This is a genomic window from Pseudomonas cichorii, from assembly GCF_019719005.1.
Lineage (GTDB): Bacteria > Pseudomonadota > Gammaproteobacteria > Pseudomonadales > Pseudomonadaceae > Aquipseudomonas > Aquipseudomonas cichorii_E.
Window position 1 is genome coordinate 33,169 of record NZ_JAIGPJ010000014.1, and the last position, 24,906, is coordinate 58,074.

Below are 24,906 nucleotides of genomic sequence, written 5' to 3' on the forward strand. Positions count from 1 at the left end.
AACCGGAAAACCAGCATTTATTGCGCAGGAAAGTTCTGAAACGGGGGATATCTGGAAGATCGTCTCGCGGATAAATCCGCCCCTACCGCAGGAGCGAATTCATTCGAGAAGAGGTCAGCAGCAATCAGGCGCCAGGAACGAAGTGCTTCTGGGCAGTGCCGCGGGCGATCAGGCGCGACAGGTAGTCCATCTTCTGGGCATCCTGGTCGACGAAGCGGAAGGCCACTTGTATCCATTCGCTGTCAGGTTTCTGCTCAAAGGCTGCGACGGAATGCAGGTAGCCGTTCAAACGCGCGACTTCATTGCTCTCGCCCTGCTCAAGATCCAGGACGGCACTGTCGAGAACCTGCGGCAGCGCATCGCTGCGACGTACGAGCAGAGATGCTTCCTTCAGGCTCAAGGCCTTGATCACGCACGACTGAATACCGTTAGGCAGGCGCAACTGGCCTTGCCCACGACCTGCAGGCTCAGCCGCCTTGGCAACCACAGGCGGCGCCTTGGCAATACCAGCCGATGCCTGGGCAGGCGCGGCACTGCGGACCACTTCGGCCTTGCCACCGGTCAATGCACTCAGGGAGTCATTGAGCGGAGAGTTCATGCGCGCCGGAGCACTGGACATCACCTGATCAAGCTTGCCCACCTTGGCCAGGGCTTTCTTGACCTTGGTCAGCAACTGTTCGTTGGTGAACGGCTTGCCGACGAAATCGGTTACGCCAGCCTGAATGGCCTGAACAACGTTTTCCTTATCGCCACGGCTGGTCACCATGATGAATGGCACGGTCTTGAGGTAACTGTCTTGCTCACGGCACCAGGCCAACAGCTCCAGGCCCGACATTTCGGGCATTTCCCAGTCGCAGAGAATCAGATCGAAGGTCTCGCGAACCAGCAACGTCTGGGCCTTGCGACCGTTGACTGCATCCTCGGTATGAATACCGGGGAAATAATTGCGCAGCCCTTTTTTTACCAAGTCGCGGATGAAAGTCGCGTCATCCACCACCAATACACTGACTTTACTCATCGACGCTCCTGCGGGCGTGTTCACCTTGAAGGTGAACTGCGGTATGCCAACACGCCCTTTGTTTCGGCAAGCATAGCGTTGGAGGGTAGCCAACTGCCATATTGAATGACTGCGCCAGCACGGAAGTTCGCGGGCGGTTACAAATCTTAATCCCCTGAACGAAAAACGCCCAGCAAGTGCCGGGCGTTTTTTCGCAGGCAATCTTAATTATCGTCAGTCTTACCCGGAACATTAGATGTTTCGCTCAGGATACCCTGTACTTCTTCTTTCATGCGCTTGAGACCCATGTGGCGCACGTCCGTACCACGCACCAGATAGATCACCAGCTCGGAAATATTGCGGGCGTGGTCACCGATACGCTCCAGCGAGCGCAGGACCCAGATCACGTTCAGTACACGGGAGATCGAGCGCGGATCTTCCATCATGTAGGTCGCCAGCTCACGAAGCGCCGTCTTGTATTCGCGGTCGATGATCTTGTCGTACTGGGCGACGGACAGGGCCAGTTCGGCGTCGAAGCGTGCGAACGAGTCCAGCGCATCGCGGACCATGTTGCGCACCTGATCGCCGATATGACGCACTTCCACATAACCACGCGGCGACTCACCCTCTTCGCACAGCTGGATGGCACGACGGGCGATCTTGGTGGCTTCATCACCGATGCGCTCCAGATCGATAACCGACTTGGAGATGCTGATGATCAGGCGCAGGTCGGAAGCCGCAGGCTGACGACGGGCGAGAATGCGCAGGCATTCTTCGTCGATGTTGCGCTCCATCTGGTTGATCCGGTCGTCGACTTCCCGGACCCGCTGGGCAAGGCCCGAGTCGGCTTCGATCAGGGCCGTGACGGCATCGTTGACCTGCTTCTCGACCAGGCCACCCATTTCGAGCAAATGGCTGCGAACTTCTTCGAGCTCGGCGTTGAACTGTTGCGAGATGTGATGTGTATGGCTGTCTTTGTGGATCATGCTGGGTGTCCTTGGAACGTCCGGTTAATTGCGAAAACGCAGCGGTGGTTCAGGGCTGACGGAGCACGTCCTAGCCGTAACGACCGGTGATGTAGTCTTCTGTCTGCTTTTTGGTCGGGTTGGTGAACAAGGTATCCGTATCACCGAACTCGACGAGTTTGCCCATGTGCATAAAAGCGGTGTAATCAGAGACCCGTGCCGCCTGCTGCATGTTGTGGGTAACGATCACAATGGTGTATTTGGATTTCAGTTCGTAGATCAGCTCTTCAACTTTCAGCGTCGAAATCGGATCGAGCGCCGAACAGGGTTCGTCGAGCAGCAGGACTTCCGGCTCCACGGCGATAGTGCGGGCAATCACCAGACGCTGCTGCTGACCGCCGGACAGACCAAGCGCCGACTCATGCAGCCGGTCCTTGACCTCATCCCACAAGGCCGCACCTTTGAGTGCCCACTCGACAGCTTCATCGAGTACGCGCTTCTTGTTGATCCCTTGAAGACGCAGGCCATAGACCACGTTCTCGTAGATCGTCTTGGGGAACGGGTTCGGCTTCTGGAACACCATGCCGACGCGACGGCGCAGCTCGGCGACTTCCTCGCCCTTGCTGTAGATGTTGTGGCCGTAGAGGTTGATAGCGCCTTCCACACGACAGCCATCGACCAGATCGTTCATACGGTTGAAGGTGCGCAGCAACGTCGACTTGCCGCAACCGGACGGGCCAATGAACGACGTCACCTTCTGCTTGGGAATATTCAGGCTGACATCGAACAGCGCCTGCTTTTCACCGTAGAACAGGTTCAGGCCCGGCACTTCGATTGCCACGATTTCATCGGCCAGATGCAAACCTGACTTGTTGCGCCCCAGGGCCGACAGGTTGACGCCGTGGTTTGAGCCTTCGTGTTGCATGGATTGCTCCTGTGCGAACTTTTCGCATCATCGAACCGCCCTGTCATTGCGGGGCGGGACTTTCGGATCAGTTGTCGAGCGCCTTGTATTTCTCGCGCAAATGGTTACGAATGGCGACCGCCGACAGGTTGAGCAAGGCGATCACCAGCACCAGCAGCAAGGCCGTGGCATACACCAGCGGACGTGCGGCCTCGACATTGGGGCTCTGGAAGCCCACGTCATAAATATGGAAACCCAGGTGCATGATCTTCTGATCCAGATGCAGGTAGGGGTAGTTGCCATCCAGCGGCAGAGACGGTGCCAGCTTGACCACACCCACCAGCATCAAGGGCGCGACCTCGCCTGCAGCGCGGGCCACCGCCAGGATCAGACCGGTCATCATTGCCGGGCTGGCCATGGGCAAGACGATTTTCCACAGGGTCTCGGCCTTGGTTGCACCCAGCGCCAGCGAGCCTTCACGCAGGCTCAGGGGAATGCGCGCCAGACCTTCCTCGGTGGCCACAATCACCACCGGAACCGCCAGCAGGGCCAGAGTCAACGAAGCCCACAACAGGCCTGGCGTGCCGAAAGTCGGCGCGGGCAGCGCTTCGGGGAAGAACAGGTGGTCCAGAGAACCGCCCAACACATAGACAAAAAAGCCAAGGCCAAACACGCCATAGACGATGGCCGGCACACCGGCCAGGTTGTTCACGGCAATGCGGATCAGCCGCGTGACCGTGCCCTGGCGTGCGTACTCACGCAAATAGACCGCTGCGAGCACGCCAAACGGGGTGACAATCACAGCCATGATCAGCGTCATCATCACCGTGCCGAAAATGGCCGGGAAAATGCCGCCTTCGGTGTTGGCTTCCCGTGGATCTTCGCTCAGGAATTCCCAGAGTTTCTTGAAGTAGAAACCGATCTTGGTGAAGAACCCCATGGCATTGGGCTGATAGGCATGCACCACTTTGCCCAGACTGATCTCCACCTCTTTACCGTTGGCATCGCGGACGGTCAGGCTGTCCCGGTCGAACGCCTGATGCAGGCCGCCAAGCCGCTCTTCGATCACTTTATAGCGGGCATCCAGTTCAGCCCGTTCGGCAGCCATGTCCGCCTGGGCCGTCGCATCGAGCCGGCCTTCCAGTTCCAGCTTGCGGGCCTGCAGGCGCAGACGCTCGATACCGTGGTTGATGGCGCCAATGTCTTTCTTTTCCAGGCTGTAAAGCTCGTCGGCCAGCTTCTCGACCCGCTTGATACGCTCTTGCAGGGTCGGCCAGGCCGCTTCGCCTTCAGCCACGACCGTGCCGTTTTCCTTGACGTTGACCAGATAGCCATAGAAGTTGCCCCACTCACGACGCTCCAGGGTCATCAGTTCGGCAGGCAGGCTCTGTTGGGTCAGCCATTCACCGACCACCCAGGTGAAATCGCTGGGGTTCAGGTCGCGGTTGCCGACCTTGAACAGCTCGCGGGTCATGAATTCGGGGCCGCTGTCCGGCACTGGCAAGCCGGCACCCTTGAGACGCGCAAGCGGAACCTGCTCCTGCTCGACCAGTTCGCCCACCAGCACATGCGGCGGCTGACCGGGCACATCGTATTGCGCATGCACCAGATCCGCTGGCCAGAAATGCCCCAGGCCACGCACGGCAATCACCGCCAGCAGCCCGATGGTCATGATCACCGCGATGGAAACAGCGCCCGCACTCAGCCAGACGCCGGGGGCGCCGCTTTTGAACCAGCTCTTGAGAGAGTCCCGTTTCACTAAGTTCTGCCTTCCTTAAAGCGACGAGTATTTCTTGCGCAGGCGCTGACGAATCAGCTCTGCCAGGGTGTTCATGACAAAAGTGAACACCAGCAGCACCAGCGCCGCCAGGAACAGCACGCGATAGTGACTGCCTCCCACTTCCGACTCGGGCATTTCCACGGCGACGTTGGCCGCCAGGGTGCGCATGCCCTCGAACAGGTTCATGTCCATGATCGGCGTGTTACCGGTGGCCATCAGCACGATCATGGTTTCACCCACGGCACGGCCCATGCCGATCATCAGCGCCGAGAAGATGCCGGGGCTGGCGGTCAGGATCACCACGCGGGTGAGGGTTTGCCAGGGCGTCGCGCCAAGGGCCAGCGAACCGAGGGTCAGGCTGCGCGGCACGCTGAAGACCGCATCTTCGGCAATCGAGTAGATATTGGGAATGACCGCAAAACCCATGGCGATACCCACGACCAGTGCATTGCGCTGATCGTAGGTGATACCCAGGTCATTGCTGATCCACATGCGCATGTCGCCGCCGAAGAACCAGTTCTCCAGATGCGGGCTCATGCCCAGAGAGAACCAGCCCACCAGCACCACCACCGGCAGCAGAATCGCGCTTTCCCAACCGTCAGGCACACGCAGACGAATCGACTCGGGCAGACGGGTCCACAGGAAGCCCGCCAGCAGAATGCCAACAGGCGTCAACAGCAGCAGGCTGAAGATGCCGGGCAAGTGGCCTTCCAGATACGGCGCCAGGAACAATCCGGCAAAGAAGCCGAGGATCACCGTCGGCATCGCTTCCATCAGCTCGATGACCGGCTTGACCTTGCGGCGCATGCCCGGCGCCATGAAGTAAGCGGTATAGATCGCGGCAGCAATGGCCAGCGGCGCAGCCAGGATCATGGCGTAGAACGCGGCTTTCAACGTGCCATAGGTCAGCGGCGCGAGGCTCAGCTTGGGCTCGAAATCGCTGTTGGACGCCGTGGACTGCCAGACATACTGAGGCGAATCGTAGTTTTCGTACCAGACCTTGCCCCACAGCGAACTCCAGGACACTTCCGGGTGTGGGTTATCCAGCGTCATGGGCAGCAGCAGGCCTGAACTCTCGACCAGAATCTGGTTGGCACGTGGCGACAACGCCAGAATGCCCGAGCCTTCTACCACCTGATCGACCAGCAAGGTGCGATGGGCCGTGCTGTGGAATACGCCCAGCTTGCCCGAAGCATCAAGCGCGATGAAGCCCTTGCGACGTTGCTCGGCCCTGATCTGCACGATCGGTGCGTGGCTCATCTTGAAGTCGCGAACGCGCATGAAGCGTTGTTCGCCATCGGTGTCACGAGCCATGAACCACTGGCTCATGCTGCCCTTGGAGTTACCGATGATCAGTGAAATGCCGCCCACCAGCTGAGCGCTGGCGGTGATTTCCGCGTTGCCGTCTTCCAGCAGCTTGTAACGGCCATTGAGGGTGCGATCCCGCAGGCTGAATACGTCGGCCTGGGCACGGCCGTTGATCACATACAGCCATTGCTGGCGAGGATCGATATAGATGGCTTTGACGGCAGCGGACATCTGCGGCAGATCGATACGGCTCTGCTCGCGGGTCATCTCGCCCGTCATCATGTTCTCGGTCTGCTCCAGAGCCAGAACGTGCAACTGGGTGCCGGTTGAACCTGCAACCTTGAGATTGTCGCCACTGGCGCTGACGGTAACGTACTCCACCGGCCGGCCCTGATCGTCCAGCACCAGCGGCGTCTCGCCGTAAGGCCAGGCAATGCTCGGCGTGATGGTTTTCTTGTTGTCCGGATATGTCGTCTGGTAAGCATGCTTGAAGATCAGCACCTGACCATTGGACAGACCCAGAGCAATCAGCGGCGCGCCGGGCTGGTCCTTGCCGATGGACGCAACGCTCACACCGGCTGGCAGCGGCAGGCTGATGCGCTGCAGTTCACTGCCTTCCCTGATATCAAAGAAGATCACTTCGCCCTTGTCGGAAACCCGCATGCCGATCTGGTTCTGCTCTTCGATGCTAATCATCAGCGGTTTGCCCGCGTCCTGCATCCAGGTAGCGTTCAGCGGCGTCTTGACGCTCAGGCTGGCCCCCTTGAACAACGGCGCGACGACATAGGCGAGGTAGAAAAAGATCAGCGTGATAGCGGCCAGCACGGCAAGGCCACCCACAGCGACATACCAGCGGGTCAGGCGGTCCTTGAAGGCACGAACGCGGCGCTTGCGCAGCATCTCGGGCGTATTGAAATCAATGCGCGCTGGAGGTGAACTCTGATTCATTCTCGATTTAGCCAGATCATTCATGCGCGCACACCGTAACGGCCTTATATGACAAAGACATTACAGCAAGGTGACGCAAAAAAGCCCGCCGCCCAGGAAAACCGGCAGCGGACTGTTCAATTGCTTGCGAGGCCAATCCTTCAGCCTCCCCTCATGCTGCTGTTATTTCGAAGCGACACCCGAGGTACCTTGCAGGCCCAGATCGGCCAATGCCTTTTCCACCACGCGGGACGGCAACGGAATGTAGCCGTCCTTCATCACCACTTCCTGGCCCTGTCTGGACAGCACCAGTTTCAGAAATTCGGCTTCCAACGGCGCCAGAGGCTTGTTCGGCGCCTTGTTCACATACACGTAGAGAAAACGCGACAACGGATAAGTACCGTTCAAAGCGTTGGCTTCATTGTCCTCGACGAACGCTGCGCCTTCCTTCTTGGCCAGCGGTACAGTCTTGACGCTGGAAGTCTTGTAGCCGATACCCGAGTAACCGATGCCGTTCAACGAACTGCTGATGGCGCTGACCACCGAAGCGGAACCCGGCTGCTCGTTGACGTTGGCCTTGAAGTCTCCTTTGCACAGCGCCTCTTCCTTGAAGTAGCCATAGGTGCCGGACACCGAGTTACGGCCAAACAACTGGATCGGCTTGCTCGCCAGGTCGCCGGTCACGCCAACCTCGCCCCAGGTCTTCGCATCGGCCTTGGCACCGCACAGACGGGTCACGGAAAAAATCGCGTCCACTTGCTGCATGGTCAGGCCTTTGATCGGGTTGTCCTTGTGCACGAACACGGCCAGGGCATCCACGGCGACCGGGATGGCGGTCGGCTTGTAGCCGTGCCTCAACTCGAACGCCGACAGCTCGCCGTCCTTCATCTTGCGGCTCATCGGCCCGAGGTTGGCAGTGCCTTCCGTCAGGGCTGGCGGCGCAGTGGACGAGCCGGCGGCCTGAATCTGGATGTTCACGCTCGGGTATTCTTTCTTGTAGGCCTCGGCCCACAGGGTCATCAGGTTTGCCAGGGTATCGGAACCCACACTGGAGAGGTTTCCGGATACACCCGTGGTTTTTGCGTAAGGCTTGATCGCAGGGTCAACAGCAGCGAAGGAATTGGCTGTCGCAACGGCGGCGGCAACAAATGTCAGTGCGGTCATCCAGCTCTTGATTGTCATGCCTTGCGCTCCTGCAGGGTATGTAGAGGATCTGCGACCTGCCTTCATTGGAGGGTCGTATGAATACTCTATGAATTGATTGTGACAATAAGATGAAAAGGCCGTCCCCCTTTCGGGATGACGGCCTTTATCCAAGACAAAATGCTTCAGCGAGAGGCTATCAGCGCTTCTTGGAGAGCAGATACAGGCCCAGCGCCATACCCAGGCCACTCAACGCCGCCACGTACCAGGCCGGAGCCATCGGGCTGGTCTTGAGCATGAGGGTCACGACCATCGGGGTCAGGCCGCCGAAGATGGCATACGCCACGTTATAGGAGAACGAAAGCCCCGAGAAACGCACCACAGGCGGGAACGCCTTGACCATCACGTACGGCACGGCGCCGATGGTGCCGACGAACAGACCGGTCACGGCATACAGCGGGAACAGCCAGTCCGGATGCGCGGCCAGCACATGGTAGAACGTCCAGGAACTGATCAACAGACCGGCGCTGCCCAGCAACAATACCAGGCCCGCGCCGATACGATCTGCCAGCGCGCCCGCACCGATGCAACCCAGGCTCAGCAAAACGATAGCCAGGCTGTTGGCCTTCAAGGCAGTGGCTGCCGGGAACTCGTACTTGGTCTGCAGCAGGGTCGGCGTCATCAGAATCACGACGATGATCCCGGCCGACAGCAGCCAGGTCAGCAGCATCGACAGCACCACGGCACCGCGATGATCACGCAGCACGCCTTTGAGCGGCAGCTCTTCGGCCAGTGCCTTGCGCTGTTGCAGTTCGGCAAACACCGGGGTTTCGTGCAGCAGGCGACGCAGGTAGACCGACATCAGGCCGAACACACCGCCCAGCAGGAAGGGAATCCGCCATGCGTAATCGGAAACCTCGACCGGTGTGTAGATGCTGTTGATCACGGTTGCGACCAGCGAGCCGATCAGGATGCCCGCCGTCAGGCCGGCCGTCAGCGTTCCACAGGCATAACCGACATAACGTGCCGGAACGTGCTCGGACACAAATACCCAGGCGCCCGGCACTTCACCGCCAATCGCCGCACCTTGAATGACGCGCATCAACAGCAGCAGGATCGGCGCCCACATGCCGATCTGGGCGTAGGTGGGCAGCAGACCCATGATCAGGGTCGGCACGGCCATCATGAAAATGCTCAGGGTGAACATTTTCTTGCGGCCCAGCAGGTCACCGAAGTGCGCCATGATGATGCCGCCCAGCGGTCTTGCCAGATAACCGGCAGCAAAAATGCCGAAGGTCTGCATCATGCGCAGCCAGTCGGGCATGTCCGCCGGGAAGAACAGCTTCCCGACCACCGCCGCGAAGAAGACGAAAATAATGAAGTCGTAAAACTCCAGCGCCCCACCCAGGGCTGAAAGCGACAGGGTTTTGTAATCGCTGCGGGTCAAGGGCCGCGCGGACTTCGCGGAATCTAAAGGTACGGATGACATGACAAGGCTTCTCTTTGGGCTTTTCTTTGAATGAGCGAACGACAGCTACGCTGGCTGCGGCGGGGTGGCGTGCAGAAGCGATTGTCCGGGGCAATTGTGCAGATAGGCACCAAAATTGCGTGTTACAGGCAGTCTTGTCACCTGTAGAGGTCAGGCAAGATAGCAAATTGTTTCAAAAAACACCTAGCAAGAAGCAGCACCCGGTAAAAAGAAAGCCCAATGGTCGTCGTACGAGGCAACGCCCGATATACTCGCAGACCGTCAAGCGCACTGGGAATCTGTGCAAAAACCTCTTTAGCCAGCGGCTTTCGCAGAGTTTCCCTTTTGGGGTCATACGCCAACCGAACATACAATGTTCACCTGCGCAGTTTTGAATGGCACCCGTCAACCGCGGTAAAAAACAATGAGAGTCATGGGTCAGAGGCACCCTAGGCATGATTGAGCTCGAACAAGAAGATCCAACCCCACAAGGCGACCTGGCCTTGCAAATTACGGCCCTGCCCCGTGAAACCAATGGTTTCGGCGATATCTTTGGCGGCTGGCTGGTGTCACAGATGGACCTGGCAGGCACCGCCATGGCCAGCAAGATCGCCGGAGGCCGCGTCGCCACCGTCGCGATCGACCGCATGGCATTCCTGGTTCCGGTGGCCGTTGGCGAACAGCTTTCCTTCTATACACGGACCCTGGAAGTCGGCCGTACCTCGATCAAGATGATGGTCGAAGTCTGGAGCGACGACCCGTTGAGCAGCGAATGGCGAAAGGTCACCGAAGCCGTTTTCGTCTTCGTGGCCATCGACAGCAGTGGCCGGACACGTTCGGTCCCGGCACGGCGGTAAATTGTCGTTCGGGCAAAGACTGGCCGGTTAAGGCTAAACTCCTCGACCTTGAAAGCGTCTATTCATGTCACGGTCCTTGAGTGAGAACTTCGCATGCCAACACCGCAGGTTGAATCCGTAAAATACGACGAGCTGAATTGCTGGCGTATCCGTCATGGCGATGCAGAGCTGCTGGTTGCCCAGCAAGGCGCGCATATCCTCAGTTATCAGGTCGCAGGCCAGGAGCCTCTGATCTGGCTGAACGACGGTGCGCTGTTCAAGCAAGGCAAGCCGATTCGTGCCGGCATCCCGGTTTGCTGGCCATGGTTCGGCAGCCTGGAGCGCAACCCGCAAAGCGTGCAGGCGATGCGTCAGAGCAGCGAGCCCGCCAAAGCCCACGGGGAAGTCCGCACGCTGGACTGGGAACTGCTGGGGATTGGTGAAGATGGCGATGCGCTGCTGGTGGAGTTCGTCCTGCCGCAGGCTGAAGGCCATTTACCCGGCTGGCCACACAACGTAGCCCTGAAACTCAGCATCCGTCTGGACCATGCACTCAATGTCAGCCTGGTCAGCTACAACAACGGAAGCGAAACCGTAAGCTTCAGCCAGGCGCTGCACACTTACTTCGCAATCAGCGATATTCACCAGATCCACATCGAAGGCCTCGATGGCCTGCGCTATATCGAAACCCTGGAAAACTGGGAAGAACGCCAGCAGAGCGGCGACCTGACGTTCGTCGGCGAAACCGACCGTATCTACAAAGATACGCCGCCATTGCTCAGCATCGTCGATCCAGAGTGGAAACGCCGGGTTCACATCCAGACCAGCGGCTCGAAATCCGCTGTCCTGTGGAACCCGTGGATCGAGAAGACCAGCAAACTCGCCGACATGAAGCCCGAGGGCTGGCAGCGCATGGTCTGCGTCGAAACCGCCAACGTGCTGGACGATGTAGTGACCCTGGCCCCTCAGGACATGCATGTCCTGGGGATCAGTATCTGGAGTGAAGCGCTCTAAACCCGGCTATCAGAGGTCTGAGTCGACCACGACGCGGACCTTTGAAGCATCCATCGCGTAGGCCGCATCGGCCAGATCGTTACTGACCTTCTCAACCTTCAACGTACCCACTACCCACAAAGGTGTGTAGATATCATCCAGTTTCAGGCCTTTGGGGTAACGAACCAGTACCAGTTGGTTTGGAGGCGGTGGCGGCACATGGATGCAGGCACCTGGATAAGGGACGAGAAAAAATAAAGTGCTATGGCCTTTGGCGTCGGTTTCCAGCGGAACCGGATAACCGCCGAGGCGGATCGTCTTGCCATTCATGTCGGCCACGGTCTTGGTCGAATACATGACGGCAGGCAGCCCTTTGCTCTGCTTCAAACCACCCTTGCTATCGAAGGTCCCCATGGCTTCGGGAGAGTTATGGTCGATCTCGGGCATGGCTTCGAGGGCTTTCTGGTCCGACTTGGGCATCAGATCAAGCCAGTCGGTCTCGGGAATCTCGGCATGCACAAGCCCGGATACCAGTAGCAGGGACATCAACAGAAAACGACGCATCATAGAGCTCGGCAAAAGTGGAAAATACTGCCGCGCATTCTAGCCCTCTGCGCACAGAGGGCCAGATGAAAAATCAGCTCTTCTTTTTAATCATGCCGTAGATAAACAGCAGGATGATTGCACCGACCAGCGCGCCCAGGAAGCCAGCGCCCTCGCCCGCCTGATAGATGCCCAGCGCCTGACCACCATAGGTCGCGGCCAGAGAACCGCCGATGCCCAGCAGGATGGTCATGATCCAGCCCATGCTGTCATCGCCCGGCTTGAGAAAGCGCGCCAGCAGGCCGACGATCAAGCCGATAAAGATGGTTCCGATAATGCCCATGTCATTTCCCCCAGTGTGTTGGACACGCCAAGGCCCGATTGCAGCCTTGGCTTACTGCTATCTGAGAACACGGAGAGAGGATTGGTTCCAGGCCCCTTGAAAACAAAGGGCCGGGAATCAGAGGCAATCAGTTTTGAATCAGTGCCTCGACCTGCTTGACCTGACGTTCCAGGGTCGCACGATCAGCGCTGCGCACGGTGGCATGGCCAACCTTGCGACCGGCCTTGAAGGCTTTGCCGTAGTGATGCAGATGGCAGTCATCGATGGCGATGACCTTGTCCACGGCGGGTACTTCACCGATGAAGTTCAGCATGGCGCTCTCACCGACCTTGGCCGTGGAGCCCAGTGGAAGACCGGCAACCGCCCGCAGGTGGTTCTCGAACTGGCTGCACTCGGCACCTTCGGTGGTCCAGTGCCCGGAGTTGTGGACACGCGGCGCGATTTCGTTGGCTTTCAGGCCGCCATCGACTTCAAAGAACTCGAAGGCCAGCACACCCACGTAATCCAGCTGCTTCAGAACCCGACCGACGTAATCTTCGGCCAGCGCCTGCAACGGGTGATCGGTACTGGCGATGGAAATGCGCAGGATGCCGTTCTCGTGAGTGTTGTGTACCAGCGGATAGAAACGTGTTTCACCATCGCGGGCACGCACGGCAATCAACGAAACCTCACCGGTGAAGGGTACGAAACCTTCCAGCAGGCAAGGCACGCTGCCCAGTTCAGCGAACGTACCCACCACATCGGCAGCCGTGCGCAGAACCTTCTGGCCCTTGCCGTCGTAACCCAGGGTGCGGGTTTTCAGCACAGCGGGCAGGCCGATGCTGGCGACAGCTGCGTCCAGGTCAGACTGCGACTGGATATCCGCGAACGCAGGCGTCGGGATGCCCAGGTCCTTGAACATGCTTTTCTCGAACCAGCGATCACGAGCGATGCGCAAGGCGTCGGCGCTCGGATAGACCGGCACGAACTGTGACAGGAACGCCACGGTTTCGGCTGGCACGCTTTCAAACTCGAACGTCACCAGATCGACTTCATCGGCCAACTGACGCAAGTGATCCAGATCGCCGTAATCGGCACGCAGATGCTCACCCAGCGCAGCAGCACAAGCATCCGGTGCGGGGTCGAGAAAGGCGAAGTTCATACCCAGCGGCGTACCTGCCAAAGCCAACATGCGGCCCAGCTGGCCGCCACCGATTACACCGATCTTCATGGAAAAACCTCAGGCGTGGCGCGGGTCTGGATTGTCCAGCACGCTGTCTGTCTGCTCAGTGCGGAATTTCTTCAGCACTGCATGGAATTGAGGATGCTTGGCGCCCAGGATACTGGCGGACAACAGAGCGGCGTTGATCGCGCCTGCCTTGCCGATGGCCAGGGTCGCCACAGGAATGCCTGCTGGCATCTGCACGATGGACAGCAGGGAATCGACGCCCGACAGCATCGAGGACTGAACCGGAACGCCCAGCACCGGCAAGTGCGTCTTGGCAGCACACATGCCCGGCAAGTGAGCAGCACCGCCAGCACCGGCGATGATCACTTCGATACCACGGCCTTCGGCTTCTTCAGCGTACTGAAAAAGCAGATCCGGCGTCCGGTGGGCAGACACCACTTTGACTTCATACGGAATGCCGAGCTTTTCCAGCATATCGGCGGTGTGGCTAAGGGTGGACCAATCGGACTTGGAGCCCATGATCACGCCAACCAGTGCGCTCATCGTCGTGCCTCTCATCGGGCGCCCGCAGGCGCGTCAAAAAACAACAAGCCACGCGGGAGGACCGGCGTGGCTTGCTGTACGAATAATGGCCGATTCAACCGGCCAAAGGCCGCGCAGTATACCTCAAAGCGCAAGGATGACAGCCCCCCGTATGCAGAGTTTGCCAACCACCTGCACAGCCGCCCCGTGAACGACGAACCGGCAGCCGTCATTCCTACAGTTCGTGTCCACCCTCCACTACTTCTCACGAAGTAAAAGCCAACTGACACCCTCTCAAAACTTCCTGTTACCTCTTGATCTCACCCACCCGATGAACGGCATGAGTCGTTCAGATAAACACTGCAACTCTGTTAATGGATTAACTTATATGAAAATGAATTTCAAAAGACTCGCGGTCCTGCTCGGTGCAGTGCTGCTGTTGAGTTTCCCGCCGGCCTACGCCAACGAGGTAAAGGAAAAACGCCCGCTGTTTCTGTATGTATTCCTGCATGACGACATACCTGCTTCCGAACGGACCGACCTGAAGCGTGATTACTTTTCATGGATGATCAAGGACCTCGAAAGCTTTACAGGTCGCAGGGTCTATCTCGATATCATCGAGAAAAAGTCAACGCTGAGCGGCTTCGCCTACAAGACCACTGACCTGAAAAGAGGCAAGCAGGAATGGGATCAACTCGTGGACCGGTATATTCAGGAGAACAATCTTCCCCGAAACGGAACAACCAAATACCTGCTGTTGACTCGCCACCCCGTCAACGAAAAAATCCTGGGTTATACCCGCGAGAAGCATTATGCGGCGATAGCCTCCATGCAGACCTACGCTACGGCAGCCCATGAAATAGGTCATATGCTGGGCGGAACCCATGAGCACTCGCAAGTGTTATTCCGAGGTGGCTGGTGGTGTGAAACCAACATAACGCCCACTCGGGAAAAGATAAGATCCAATTGTTATGTCTACAGCGACAAGAACAAAAAGACCATCGCCGAACACTTGAATCAATTCCCGTAAACCCGCCCGCAAACTCAACAGGTGCTGCGCGTTATTGTGCAGCGCCGCCCTCCAGCTTGCGCCACAGCAACCGGACATTGGCCTTGCGCACCAAGGCGCAGCGATACAGGCGGATTTCCAGCGGGACGTGCCAGTGCGGCCCGCCACAGACCACCAGTTCGCCACGCTCAAGCTCGGCCCGCACGCTCAGATGCGGCACCCAGGCAATCCCCAATCCTTCGAGCGCCATGCCTTTGAGGCTGTCGGCCATTGCCGTTTCATAAACCGTGGTGAAACGCAGGTTGCGCTGACGCAGCAACAGATTCACCGAGCGCCCGAGAAAAGCACCGGCGCTGTAGGCCAGCAGCGGCACACTCTGTTCATTCTCCAGATCGAACAGTGGCTGGCCATTGGCATCGGCGGCACAGACCGGCAGCATTTCGGTGTGGCCCAGATGCAGCGAAGGGAATATCTCCGCGTCCATCTGCAAGGCAGCATCCGGATCATAGAACGCCAGCATCAGGTCGCAGCCACCTTCGCGCAATGCATGCACCGCGTCGCCAACGTTGGTCGCCACCAGCCGGGTCGCGATGTTCAAGCCATCGTTACGCAACTGAGCGATCCAGCGGGGAAAGAACCCGAGCGCCAGGGAGTGCGCCGCCGCTACCTGAATGACTTCACCTTGCCCGCCTTCCAGGTGATGCAGGTGACGCACCACTTCACCCAACTGCTCGACGACCGTGCGCGCCGTCACCAGAAACAACTGTCCGGCAGCCGTCAGTTCAATAGGGGTCCGAGAGCGGTTGACCAGCGTCAGCCCAAGGGCCGATTCCAGACTGCGGATGCGGCGGCTGAAGGCTGGCTGCGTCACGAAACGACGCTCGGCCGCCTGGGAAAAACTGCGGGTGGCAGCCAGGGCACTGAAATCTTCCAGCCATTTGCTTTCCAGGTTCATCACGTCCTCCCGGACATTCGGGGCATGAATGAAAGAAATTCGCTCCCATTGCGCAACGTCCAGACAGGACATGCCCCCTTTAACCGGGACATTCACTTTGCACATGCTCATTCATTTTGCCGCGCAATTTGCCAGATAACGTCGCCTCTGCGACAAAAACAAATACAAGTGCGACATTTTGTCCTGTTTACGAACAAAGAGAAACCCACGTCACATATGCATTATGCCGTTATTGCATAGGGCAGCGTTTAACAGCATTGGTCAACTTCCAGCTCAAACCCCAACATTCGCGGCGTTCCGGCATTGTTGTGCCTTATTTGAGATGATCTCTATCATGTCCTCGCCTGCATCACTGCGCATCGAAAAAGACCTGCTTGGTGTTCTCGAAGTACCTGCTCACGCTTACTACGGTATCCAGACCCTGCGAGCAGTGAATAACTTCCACCTCTCCGGTGTACCGCTTTCGCATTACCCGAAACTGGTCGTTGGACTGGCGATGGTCAAGCAGGCGGCAGCTGATGCAAACCATGCTCTGGGCCACCTCAACGATGCCAAGTACGCAGCCATCAGCGAAGCTTGCGCACGTTTGATCCGCGGCGACTTCCACGACCAGTTCGTGGTCGACATGATTCAGGGCGGCGCTGGCACTTCAACCAACATGAATGCCAACGAAGTCATCGCCAACATCGCGCTTGAAGCCATGGGCTTCGAGAAAGGCGAATACAAGCACCTGCACCCCAACAACGACGTGAACATGGCTCAGTCAACCAACGACGCCTACCCGACGGCAATCCGTCTGGGTCTGCTGTTGGGTCATGACGCCATGCTCGCCAGCCTCGAAAGCCTGATCCAGTCTTTCGCAGCCAAGGGCGAAGAATTCAACCACGTTCTGAAAATGGGCCGTACCCAGCTGCAGGACGCGGTTCCAATGACCCTGGGTCAGGAATTCCGTGCCTTCGCCACAACCTTGACCGAAGACCTGAACCGCCTGCGCACTCTGGCTCCAGAGCTGCTGACCGAAGTGAACCTGGGCGGTACCGCAATCGGTACCGGCATCAACGCCGACCCGGGCTATCAGAAGCTGGCAGTCGAGCGTCTGGCAATCATCAGCGGCCATCCACTGGTTCCAGCCGCCGACCTGATCGAAGCCACTTCCGACATGGGCGCCTTCGTGCTGTTCTCCGGCATGCTCAAGCGTACCGCAGTCAAACTGTCGAAGATCTGCAACGACCTGCGCCTGCTGTCCAGCGGCCCACGCACCGGCATCAACGAAATCAACCTGCCAGCGCGTCAGCCAGGCAGCTCGATCATGCCAGGCAAGGTCAACCCGGTCATTCCGGAAGCCGTCAACCAGGTAGCCTTTGAAATCATCGGTAACGACCTGGCCCTGACCATGGCAGCCGAAGGCGGCCAGTTGCAGCTCAACGTGATGGAGCCGCTGATCGCCTACAAGATTTTCGATTCGATCCGCCTGCTGCAACGCGCCATGGACATGCTGCGCGAACACTGCATCGTCGGCATCACTGCAAACGAACAGCGCTGCCGTGAACTGGTCGAGCACTCGATCGGTCTGGTCACCGCCCTGAACCCTTACATCGGTTACGAAAACTCGACCCGTATCGCCCGCATTGCCCTGGAAAGTGGCCGCGGTGTACTGGAACTGGTCCGCGAAGAAGGCTTGCTCGACGACGCGATGCTCGATGACATCCTGCGTCCGGAGAACATGATCGCTCCGCGCCTCGCTCCCCTGAAGGCCTGACCGAAAATGCTTTTCGCAACATGCTCACCAGGTTGAGGGCCTAGACACCCCTCACCTTTTGGGGGTCTGGGAGTGATTCTCCAGACCCTTTTTTTTGCCTGCTTGCTGACGACCAATAATAAGGAGTTTGGGCAGTTGAAAACCCCGCTTTTGCTGAGGTCCTGGCAAAAGCATGCGTTTCGCACCGCAAATGAAGATTCAGTTACACAACAAAGCGGCTACAGACGTAAAAACTTTGCACCGGTATAGTGCGCTCCCTCAAAAGTAGCGAGGAATAACAAAAATGTTGGAAATGATTAACGACTTCCTCTCGGGAAAGGTCCTCATCGTCCTTATCGTAGGCCTTGGTGGTTACTTCACGATCCGCTCGCGTTTCGTTCAGTTTCGTCACTTCTTCCACATGTTCGCGGTCTTTCGCGACAGCTTGCGTAGCAGCTCGGGTCAACTGAGTTCGTTCCAGGCACTGATGCTCAGCCTTGCGGGCCGCGTCGGAGCAGGCAACATCGCAGGTGTCGGCCTTGCCGTGACACTGGGCGGTCCTGGTGCCGTATTCTGGATGTGGGTTACCGCACTGGTCGGCATGTCCAGCAGCTTCATCGAGTGTTCTCTCGCTCAGCTCTACAAACGCAAGGACTCCGAAGGCCAGTTCCGCGGCGGTCCATCGTTCTACATCCAGCACGGCCTGGGCAAACGCTGGCTGGGCATGGTCATGGCGGTCCTGCTGATCATGACATTCGGTCTTTCCTTCAACGGCCTGCAATCCCATGCCGTGACCGACTCGCTCAATAGCGCTTTCGGCGTCGACCACACGACCACCGGTATCTGTCTGGTCGTCCTGCTGGGCCTGGCGTTCATCGGTGGCATCAAGCGTATCGCGGCGATTTCCGACCTGCTGGTACCGGTCAAGACCCTGGCCTACATCGCGGTCACCATCTATGTCATCGCCATTCAGATCGACCACGTTCCAGCCATGCTGCTGACCATCGTCAAAAGCGCCTTCGGTCTGGACCCTGTGTTCGGTGGCCTGATCGGCAGCGCAATCGTGATGGGCGTCAAACGTGGCGTCTTCGCCAACGAAGCCGGTCTGGGCAGCGCCCCGAACGTTGCAGCCGTCGCTCAGGTCGATCACCCGGTTTCCCAAGGCGTGGTCCAGGCGTTCAGCGTATTCCTCGACACCTTCCTGATCTGCACCTGCACCGCCTTGCTGATCCTGCTGTCCGGTATCTACGACGTAGGTTACAGCGGCAACGGTATCGTTCTGGCACAGAACTCTCTGGCAGCCGTAGTGGGCGACTGGGGCCGGATCTTCATCAGCGTTGCGCTGGCACTGTTCGTATTCACCTCGATCCTCTACAACTACTACCTGGGCGAAAACAGCCTGCGCTTCCTGGTAGGCGAGAAGATCCAGGCCATCATCGGCTTCCGCATCGTGGTTCTGGCCCTGATCTTCTGGGGCGCAGTGGTTGACCTCAAGACCGTGTTCGCCTTTGCCGACATCGCCATGACCCTGCTGGCCTTCGTCAACCTGATCGCCCTGGCCCTGCTGTTCAAGGTCGCCATGCGTATCCTGCGTGACTACGATGAGCAGCGTAAGGCAGGCATCAAGACGCCGGTCTTCGACTCCAGCAAGTTCCCGGATCTGGATCTGGACCGCAACGCATGGCCAGCCAACCCGACTCAACAGCCTCAGACGGGTGCTGAAGCGGCAGGCAAACCTGCTTCACAAGCTCACTAACCACCGAAATGCCGCAGGAGAGAACCATGGCTCATGATGCACCCCAACCCGCTCAGCGAGTGATGGTTCTTTACACCGGCGGCACCATCGGCATGCAAGCCAGCGCCAATGGCCTGGCTCCGGCATCCGGTTTCGAGGCAAGGATGGCCGGGCAACTGGCCGACCTTCCCGGACTGATCGTGCCGCAGTGGAGTTTTCGCGAGATGTCACCTCTGATCGACAGCGCCAACATGACGCCCGATTACTGGTTGCGTCTGCGCGAAGCGGTGATCGAAGCCGTGGATGTGGATGGCTGTGACGCGGTGCTGGTGCTGCATGGCACCGACACACTGGCCTACAGCGCTGCTGCCACAAGCTTCCAGTTGCTGGGCCTCAATGCGCCAGTGGTGTTCACCGGCTCCATGCTGCCAGCCGGTGTGCCGGACAGCGATGCCTGGGAAAACGTCAACGGTGCCTTGCTTGCCTTGGGCTCTGGTCTGGCATCGGGTGTTCACCTGTACTTCCACGGCGAACTGCTGGCACCTACCCGCTGCGCGAAAATCCGCAGCTTCGGTCGTCATCCGTTCGCACCGCTGCAACGCTCCCGTGGCGGCCAGCCTGCCTCGTCATTGCCTGAAGCGCTGGATTATCGCCAGCCCAAGGCACTGGCCAACGTCGCGGCATTGCCACTGTTCCCCGGTATCGGGGCAGCGCAGATCGATGGCCTGATCGACAGCGGTATCAAAGGTCTGGTGCTTGAATGCTACGGCAGCGGCACTGGCCCGAGCGATAATCCGGCGTTCCTTACCAGCCTGGAGCGAGCACAACAACAGGGCATTTGTGTGGTCGCGATCACTCAATGCCATGAAGGTGGTGTCGAACTGGATGTCTACGAAGCAGGCAGCCGCCTGCGTGGCGTGGGTGTTCTTTCCGGTGGCGGCATGACCCGCGAAGCAGCGCTTGGCAAACTGCATGCGCTGCTGGGTGCTGGTCTGAAGATTGAAGAAGTCCGGCGTCTGGTAGAGCTGGATCTGTGTGGAGAGCTGCGTTAAGCAGCTCGTCATCACAACAGAACCAGTAGCAACACCTAAAAGGTAGCAGCACTGCTACCTTTTTCATTTGCAACAAACACTGTATTCCCTCCTTCCTGCCACTTGATGACCTTGTTCGGGTCGGCCTCGCTGCGCACGATGCATTTCCATTCATAGCGGGTATTGTCGGCAAGCCGGATCTGCCCTTTCCAGACGGGATACTGGCTCACATCACTCAGGCGCACGGCCCGTGCGGGGTTCCACTCACCCAGCTCGAAGCCCGACCCCACGACATAAACGCCCTCGCCCACCTGGGTTTCGCCCTTGTCGCAACGAAACTGCACATCGACCCCTTTGGCCCGCCAGATTCGTATGGCACCGTTGTCGCCCGCCACCAATGCCTGGTTGAAACTGTCCGGCACACTCTCGCTCTTGAAGTTGGAGCCCAGCGCTACCAGCAGCATCTGTTGCGAGCCTGTCACTTCGGCCACCAGCCCTGAATAGTTGTCCATAAAGCTGATCGCAGAATCGGCCTTGATACCCGCCGTGCGGCGTATCTCTATCAACTGGCGCAGCAGTTGGCCACGCGGCCAGTCATACATGTCCGGCCAATACACCGTTGGCGTTCCGGGGCTGCTGAGAATATAGGCGTAGGCCTGGTCGCGAAGATTTTCAGGTAATGACCAGTGATGCTGACCGCCGTTGGCTCCCGGTGAATAACCGGTGTCGTGGTTATCCACAAAGGTCACGGCAGCGGCACGCCATGCAGGATCGGGATTACCGTTGAGGCCATATCGCCATTCGGCGAGCCCGGCATTCTGCATACGCTCCTTGAGCGCGAAGTCGAACACCGTGCAATGCGACTGATCGGACCAGACTTTCAGACCATCCTGCCAAGTGGCGTTATGTCGCCAGTCGTTGGCGGGATACTCGTTCGGCGCCTTCCAGAGTTCGCCGACACAGAAATGCTGATCGCCGAATGCCTTCATCCAGTTATCCACAGTCGTCGCGCTGTAGCCTTTTACAAAATCGAAACGCAGGCCGTCGGCGGAATAGTGATCACGCAGGTTCTGGAACTCATTCTTGAAGAGATTGAACACTTCAGGATTCTGCGTATTGAGATCGGCATCACCGCCCATGAAGGGATCGCCGTCGTCGCACTGAGCACAACCATCGCGCCAACTGCTCTTGTCGCTCAAAGCCTCCTTGAGCCCAGGCCCGACATGCTGGCGATCCATATGGTTGGGCACCACGTCATAGATCACTTTGACATTGGCCACGCTCAAGGCATCGACCGCTTGCCGGAGTTCGGCATCGCTGCCATAAGCACTGTTTTTGTCGAAGTCCTGCCAGAAATACCCCTCACCACCGCCTGATGCGCCAGTACCGGGATCACTCCAGCGCGAAGTGTCACGCCAGGGCACAGGCATCCAGACCGAGGTAAAACCGTCAGCCCGAATCTGCGGGGCCATGGTTTTCAACGTGCTGTACCAACTGCCAGGGCTCGAGCGACTGGAATTCCAGTGAAAGCCTTGCAACACGATTTCATCGTTACCGTCGTTGCGCGTGCCCTGAGGGGTATTACCGCGAAGGTCCTCTGCGCTGGAGGCATGCGCCACCAGCAGCAGAATTGAAAGCGCACCGAGCTTTAAAAGCTTCATGGCGATACTCCTCGTGAAGAGGGAAGTTATCGCCAGAGTAGGCCCGGTGCGAGCGCCTGTAACCTGATAGAACTGACAGGGCGTCAGTTCAATTGGTGACGGAAAAGTGCTTTCTTATTCCTTTGGTAAAAGTGTTTACCCAAGACTTTGCCTCTCATGAGCTTTTCTTGAGCATCAAGCACCACTAAATACATAGCGCATGTGTTACGTAGTATTTCTGAAAAAATAAGATACTCCATCCTACAGCGTCCTACATGAGAATCGCGAGATGACCGCGCAGGTTTAATAATTAAAATAAATTAATGCGTGAACTTTCCTACAGTTCATTTCAAAACTGACCAAGTTTCGGTCAGTGATGGCAAGCTCTCACAAAATCTTGGGGTTGACTGATCTGGTGATATTTATCAAATTCAAGATGTCCTTGAAAGTAATTATTATGCCAATGGAAAGATTGGCCGTACCATTTAAAACCTGCAAAGATGGCAGCTGGGAGTCACGAATGCTAAATATCATCCTGAATAAAAAACTACTCCCTCTGTCTTTTTCAAGTCTTCTCTCTAAAACAGGAGATTATGCATACGAAATAGCCTTTACCATGATTGCCTTGGAACTGCTTTCCTTTAATTATCTACACATGGGGCTAGTGTATTTTTTCAGATTTCTGCCTTATATTCTTACTGGCCCGATAGGTGGATGGTTCGCAGACAAGCGCTCTTATAAAGTAAATATGCTTTCCAGTGAACTATTGAGATTTACAGTAGCAGCCATCTTGTACACTCTGTATACATTTGAAGTTCTCGAAATTTATACACTGGTCATCAGCTCAATGATGATGACGATAGGTAGGAGTCTATTTCAACCAAGCTTCCGTACCTACTTGCCAACCATTCTCGACGAAAAAGATCTACCCGCTGGTAATAGCCTATTGCAGATAATAGAAGATATCGCCTCCATCTTAGGCCCTCTCACCTTTTCACTTATAATTACCTTGGGTAACAAAGGTCACATCATCCTCATGTACACAATGGGGTATTTTTTCTCGATAGTACTTTTGTCATTCTTGCAGCAAAACACGCCGACTTCTAGAGATGGCTTTTCATTTACGGCAGTACTAACGGATACTCGAACCAGCCTGACGAACATGTACCAACACAGTCGAACCTTGTTAATGGTCATTGGAGGCACTTCTATTTGCGTCTTGTTTACTGCCTCGCTATTACGCTTTATTCTTCCAGCGTCTATTATTGAAACTTATCGCGACGAGGCATTAGTAGGATATCTATTTTCGCTTATGTCTTTGGGCACGGTAGCAGGAGGTATGAGTTATACGGCACTTGTAAAAAACACCAATCCGACACAGCTCATGAATGCATGGATGGTCTATGGCCTGCTCTTCATGCTGGTTTCCATCACCCTCGAATTCAGCCTTATAACTACCGTCCTTTTAATTCTGCTTTTGGGTTTTTCAGGCGCTATTGTGGATATCTCCATCATCACTAATCTTCAATCACTTTCAAAAAAAGGCGAGATGGGAAAAAACTATGGAATTTACTCTACCCTTGCAAATACCTGTGAGGCAGCATCGGGTCTTATATCAGGCGGACTCACACTTCTCGCAGGTACTGCATCATTTCCGATCATTGCATTCCTTATTGCAGTAGCGGTCAAGTATACAAGCTTTAAAACAAAAAAGTATAACCCTTCTGTATATGGCGAACGCGCCTCAAAGATTGATAATACTGAATAATATATTCGGAGCGAGCTTGTTATGGAGGCAATCCAACGACAGAACCAGTCAACACCTACACATCTATGGCACCCAAACAGGGCGTCGCGGCCAAGGCTCCCCCCACTTCATGACATGTAGGCCTTAACCAATAAGTCTTAAGCCGACACCGTACTTTCCTTCCGCGCATCCCTGAGCATCGAATCCAGATTCCGCTCGATGTTCTCGCACAGTGCAGTCATCTGGATTTCGTGTTCGCTGGCGCGAAACGGGCTTTGCAGGTCGGTGCCGATCTTTTCGATGGCCAGCAGCATGAAGCCCACCACGGTGGATGCAAGTGGCGTGAACCAGCCCAGGGTTTCAACCAGTCCGATGGGGACGATCACGCAGAACAGGGTAATAAACAGTCGAGGGAATGCCACGTAGGGATAAGGCAGCGGGGTGTTGGCAATACGCTCCATGCCGCCCTGGCAGTTGGAGATATCCACCATTGTCGATTCAAGGCGCGCGAGGCGGATGCTGTCCAGGCGGCCGGCCTTGTACTCCTTGGCGATCATTGCTGCGGAAGCATTGAGCAGGTCGTTGGGGAAGTTATTGGTGTCCTGACGGCGCTCGAACTCTTCGCGGGGAAGCAACGCCTGCACATCGGCCTTGGTGATATCGCCCTTCAAGTGCGCAGAAAGGGATTTCACGTAGGCGACATGCCGGCGCAGCAGCACCGCCTTGACCGGATTGATGCCGTCTTCGTCGTCGATCAGCGTCAATACCTGGCGGGCGAAACTGCGGGAGCTGTTGACCAGCGCACCCCATAAAGTCCGGGCTTCCCACCAGCGGTTATAGGCGCTGGAGTTGCGAAAACTGATCAGCACGACCAAGGCCGAACCCAGCAGGGTCAGGGGCATGGAAGGCAGCGTGACCTTGCGCTCCAGGAACAACATGAAGTCGACCGTGACGATCACGTCCCAGATCAGCAGCCAGAAGAGCGACCACCCTACATAACCAAATGTCCTGCTCAGAAACCTGAACCGCTCCATGATCGCCTGCTGCAAAGCATCACCTCATCGATAAACGTGTGGGACTGCAAAAATTTCCCACCACTGCGCAAGGTTTGAATGCCATTGGCCCGGATGGTTCGTTTTTATCCGATCCGGAAT

21 protein-coding genes are annotated in these 24,906 nt (G+C 57.2%); 7 read left to right on the forward strand and 14 right to left on the reverse strand.

What is annotated here, in order from left to right; all coding sequences use genetic code 11:
- Positions 1-124 precede the first annotated feature (124 nt).
- The 7 genes from K5D32_RS12745 to K5D32_RS12775 all read right to left on the reverse strand — a co-directional run bounded on the left by K5D32_RS12745 (position 125) and on the right by K5D32_RS12775 (position 9,513).
- Positions 125-1,018, reverse strand: coding sequence for a response regulator (locus tag K5D32_RS12745; RefSeq protein WP_221575253.1), 894 nt, complete (start codon positions 1,016-1,018; stop codon positions 125-127).
- A gap of 203 nt (positions 1,019-1,221) precedes the next feature.
- Positions 1,222-1,983 (reverse strand): phosphate signaling complex protein PhoU, encoded by a 762-nt coding sequence (phoU, locus tag K5D32_RS12750; protein WP_025262546.1) that lies wholly within the window; start codon positions 1,981-1,983, stop codon positions 1,222-1,224.
- Positions 1,984-2,053: 70 nt separating this feature from the next.
- Positions 2,054-2,887 carry a phosphate ABC transporter ATP-binding protein PstB gene (gene pstB, locus K5D32_RS12755; protein WP_025262547.1) on the reverse strand — a complete coding sequence of 278 codons (834 nt, stop codon included), beginning with the start codon at positions 2,885-2,887 and terminating at the stop codon, positions 2,054-2,056.
- Positions 2,888-2,954: 67 nt separating this feature from the next.
- Positions 2,955-4,625 (reverse strand): phosphate ABC transporter permease PstA, encoded by a 1,671-nt coding sequence (gene pstA / locus K5D32_RS12760; protein ID WP_221592875.1) that lies wholly within the window; start codon positions 4,623-4,625, stop codon positions 2,955-2,957.
- A 15-nt stretch (positions 4,626-4,640) separates the two neighbouring features.
- Positions 4,641-6,674, reverse strand: a complete 2,034-nt coding sequence (locus tag K5D32_RS12765; RefSeq protein WP_221600565.1) for an ABC transporter permease subunit — start codon at positions 6,672-6,674, stop codon at positions 4,641-4,643.
- Between the two features lie 390 nt (positions 6,675-7,064).
- Positions 7,065-8,063: a phosphate ABC transporter substrate-binding protein PstS family protein gene (locus K5D32_RS12770; protein WP_221600508.1), complete on the reverse strand. Its 999-nt coding sequence runs from the start codon at positions 8,061-8,063 to the stop codon at positions 7,065-7,067.
- A 160-nt stretch (positions 8,064-8,223) separates the two neighbouring features.
- Positions 8,224-9,513, reverse strand: a complete 1,290-nt coding sequence (locus tag K5D32_RS12775) for an MFS transporter (RefSeq protein ID WP_025262551.1) — start codon at positions 9,511-9,513, stop codon at positions 8,224-8,226.
- A gap of 434 nt (positions 9,514-9,947) precedes the next feature.
- Here K5D32_RS12775 and K5D32_RS12780 point away from each other — a divergent pair, with 434 nt between their 5' ends.
- Together K5D32_RS12780 and K5D32_RS12785 are read left to right on the forward strand one after the other, a co-directional pair.
- Positions 9,948-10,349 (forward strand): acyl-CoA thioesterase, encoded by a 402-nt coding sequence (locus K5D32_RS12780; protein WP_025262552.1) that lies wholly within the window; start codon positions 9,948-9,950, stop codon positions 10,347-10,349.
- A gap of 93 nt (positions 10,350-10,442) precedes the next feature.
- Entirely contained in the window at positions 10,443-11,342 is a 900-nt protein-coding gene (locus K5D32_RS12785; protein ID WP_025262553.1) for a D-hexose-6-phosphate mutarotase, read from the forward strand.
- Between the two features lie 9 nt (positions 11,343-11,351).
- On the opposite strand, the gene K5D32_RS12790 is transcribed toward K5D32_RS12785, so the two are convergent.
- The 4 genes from K5D32_RS12790 to purE all read right to left on the reverse strand — a co-directional run bounded on the left by K5D32_RS12790 (position 11,352) and on the right by purE (position 13,918).
- The gene (locus K5D32_RS12790; RefSeq protein WP_221575257.1) at positions 11,352-11,885 is read right to left on the reverse strand and encodes a DUF3299 domain-containing protein; all 534 of its coding nucleotides are present in this window, start codon (positions 11,883-11,885) and stop codon (positions 11,352-11,354) included.
- Between the two features lie 73 nt (positions 11,886-11,958).
- Positions 11,959-12,207 carry a GlsB/YeaQ/YmgE family stress response membrane protein gene (locus K5D32_RS12795; RefSeq protein WP_117167855.1) on the reverse strand — a complete coding sequence of 83 codons (249 nt, stop codon included), beginning with the start codon at positions 12,205-12,207 and terminating at the stop codon, positions 11,959-11,961.
- A gap of 127 nt (positions 12,208-12,334) precedes the next feature.
- Positions 12,335-13,417 (reverse strand): 5-(carboxyamino)imidazole ribonucleotide synthase, encoded by a 1,083-nt coding sequence (locus K5D32_RS12800; RefSeq protein WP_221600510.1) that lies wholly within the window; start codon positions 13,415-13,417, stop codon positions 12,335-12,337.
- Between the two features lie 9 nt (positions 13,418-13,426).
- Positions 13,427-13,918 carry a 5-(carboxyamino)imidazole ribonucleotide mutase gene (gene purE, locus K5D32_RS12805; protein WP_025262557.1) on the reverse strand — a complete coding sequence of 164 codons (492 nt, stop codon included), beginning with the start codon at positions 13,916-13,918 and terminating at the stop codon, positions 13,427-13,429.
- Positions 13,919-14,237: 319 nt separating this feature from the next.
- Here purE and K5D32_RS12810 point away from each other — a divergent pair, with 319 nt between their 5' ends.
- Positions 14,238-14,927: a hypothetical protein gene (locus tag K5D32_RS12810; protein ID WP_260407373.1), complete on the forward strand. Its 690-nt coding sequence runs from the start codon at positions 14,238-14,240 to the stop codon at positions 14,925-14,927.
- Between the two features lie 31 nt (positions 14,928-14,958).
- Here K5D32_RS12810 and K5D32_RS12815 read toward each other — a convergent pair whose 3' ends face one another.
- Positions 14,959-15,861, reverse strand: a complete 903-nt coding sequence (locus K5D32_RS12815; RefSeq protein WP_025262559.1) for a LysR substrate-binding domain-containing protein — start codon at positions 15,859-15,861, stop codon at positions 14,959-14,961.
- Between the two features lie 334 nt (positions 15,862-16,195).
- Between K5D32_RS12815 and aspA the strand changes: the two genes are divergently transcribed.
- The 3 genes from aspA (at position 16,196) to K5D32_RS12830 (ending at position 20,386) form a co-directional block, all read left to right on the forward strand.
- Entirely contained in the window at positions 16,196-17,620 is a 1,425-nt protein-coding gene (aspA, locus tag K5D32_RS12820; RefSeq protein ID WP_025262560.1) for an aspartate ammonia-lyase, read from the forward strand.
- A 283-nt stretch (positions 17,621-17,903) separates the two neighbouring features.
- A complete protein-coding gene (locus K5D32_RS12825; RefSeq protein WP_221575259.1) occupies positions 17,904-19,355 on the forward strand; it encodes a sodium:alanine symporter family protein in 1,452 nt (483 codons plus the stop codon).
- 26 nt (positions 19,356-19,381) lie between these two features.
- Entirely contained in the window at positions 19,382-20,386 is a 1,005-nt protein-coding gene (locus K5D32_RS12830; protein ID WP_221600512.1) for an asparaginase, read from the forward strand.
- A 35-nt stretch (positions 20,387-20,421) separates the two neighbouring features.
- Here the strand turns inward: K5D32_RS12830 and K5D32_RS12835 are convergent, their stop codons facing one another.
- Positions 20,422-22,026 (reverse strand): glucan 1,4-alpha-maltotetraohydrolase domain-containing protein, encoded by a 1,605-nt coding sequence (locus tag K5D32_RS12835; protein ID WP_221600515.1) that lies wholly within the window; start codon positions 22,024-22,026, stop codon positions 20,422-20,424.
- Between the two features lie 499 nt (positions 22,027-22,525).
- On the opposite strand from K5D32_RS12835, the gene K5D32_RS12840 reads away from it, so the two are divergent.
- Positions 22,526-23,773, forward strand: coding sequence for an MFS transporter (locus K5D32_RS12840; RefSeq protein WP_221600517.1), 1,248 nt, complete (start codon positions 22,526-22,528; stop codon positions 23,771-23,773).
- A gap of 137 nt (positions 23,774-23,910) precedes the next feature.
- Here K5D32_RS12840 and K5D32_RS12845 read toward each other — a convergent pair whose 3' ends face one another.
- A complete protein-coding gene (locus K5D32_RS12845; protein WP_221575263.1) occupies positions 23,911-24,786 on the reverse strand; it encodes a bestrophin family protein in 876 nt (291 codons plus the stop codon).
- Between the last annotated feature and the right edge of the window lie 120 nt (positions 24,787-24,906).